At 64.4% G+C, this 1,713-nt stretch carries 1 protein-coding gene; it reads right to left on the reverse strand.

The features are described 5' to 3' along the window. Window positions 1-1,713 (reverse strand): ATP-dependent DNA helicase (locus WCA53_RS32035; RefSeq protein WP_423921234.1); only part of this gene is annotated, 1,713 nt, incomplete at both ends.

A 1,713-nucleotide genomic window follows, 5' to 3' on the forward strand; every position in this document is an offset into this window, starting at 1 on the left:
GCGCGTCGCCGCGTACGTCCACACCTTCCCAGAAGCTCTGGCTGCCGACGAGGATCGCGTTGCCGTAGGAACGGAAGCGATCAAGCAGTTCGGTGCGGCTCGCGTCACCTTGAACCAGCAGCGGATAGTCCCAGCCGCGCCGCTCGATCTCATCGCGAAGACGCGTTGCGATGCGATCCACCGCGCGCAGTGTCGTGCAGAGAAAGAACGCACCGCCGCCCGATGCCTCGATGGCCGGCAACGCGGCGTCGAAGACCGCGTCGGTGAAGTTCGGCGACGACGGCTGCGGCAAATTCCGCGGCACGTATAACAAGCCCTGCGTGGGGTAATCAAAGGGACTGGGCAACGTCATCGAACGGCGCGCGTTCAAGCCCATTTGCGCCGCGTAGTGCGTGAAATCGCCACGCACCGACAAGGTCGCCGACGTGAAAATCCACGCGCGCGGCACGCCAGCGCGCTGCTTCGAAAATATCGGCGCGACGGATAGCGGCGTCTCGTGCAACTGGACCGTGTGCGAGAACACCTCGATCCAGCGCACCATCTCGTTGGGATCGCCTTTGGTAGCCGCCGCGGCGTTATCTTCGGCCACGGCCTTGTCAACCGAAGTTGGCGGCGCGGTCCATCCGCCCAGCAAACCCTGCAACTCGCGCGCCCGGCGTAACAGCACGCCTAGCGACTCTGCACGTTCGGCATGCGCACCCAGCGCCGCGGTCAGCGCATCGAGATGCGCTTCCAGCGTATCGAGGGCCTCGAACAAGGGATGGTCGTCGGCAAGCTGGCCAAGCGACATACGCACGGAATCCTCGCGGAATGCCAGGCGCACGTCGCGGGCGGCGCGTTCGAGCGCGGCACTCAGCTTCGTCCAGTCGGAGAAATCGCGCGCGTGGCTCAAGCCTTCCGCCACGGCATCTTTGGCCAGTTCGAGGAACTGCGTGGTCGACACCGTCTCGCCGAAGAAAAGCGTTGCGGTCTCGGGAAGCTGGTGCGCTTCGTCGAAGATGATGGTGTTGGCAGTCGGCAGCAATTCGGCCATGCCCGTGTCGCGGAGCATGACATCGGCGAAAAACAGGTGATGGTTCACCACCACGATATCCGCCTGCTGCGCCTCGCGCCTCGCCTGCATCACGAAGCATTCCTTGTACTGCGGACATTCCTGGCCGAGACAGTTGTCCCGTGTCGATGTAACCATCGGCCAGACCGGCGAATTCTCCGGAACGCTCGCGAGCTCGGCTTTGTCGCCGGTGCGCGTGAGCTTGGCGAAACGAATGATTTCCTGCAGGTGAGAGGTGTCCTGGCGGGTCGGCAGGCGGCCGTTATCGGCGGTGCGCTGGAGGTAGTAATGGCACAGGTAATTCGCGCGCCCCTTCAGCATGGCGACCGATACCGGCACGGCGAGCGCGTCGCGCACGGTCGGAATATCGCGCTGGAACAATTGGTCCTGCAGGTGCTTGGTGCCGGTCGAGACGATCACCTTGCCACCCCACAGCATGGCCGGCACCAGGTAGGCAAAGGTCTTGCCTGTACCCGTCCCCGCTTCGACGATCAGCGTGTTCTCGCCGCCATCGATTCCCGTCGACGCTGTCGCGATGCCGACTTCATCTGTCGCCTCGTCGGCCGAAACCGGCGCATCCGATGGCCCAAGCTTGCGCGCGGCGCGCCGCTGCGCGTCGAACATTGCGGGTTCGGGCATGGCGCGGCCGGAAGCTTCCATTG

The organism is Caballeronia sp. (assembly GCF_049581465.1).
Lineage (GTDB): Bacteria > Pseudomonadota > Gammaproteobacteria > Burkholderiales > Burkholderiaceae > Caballeronia.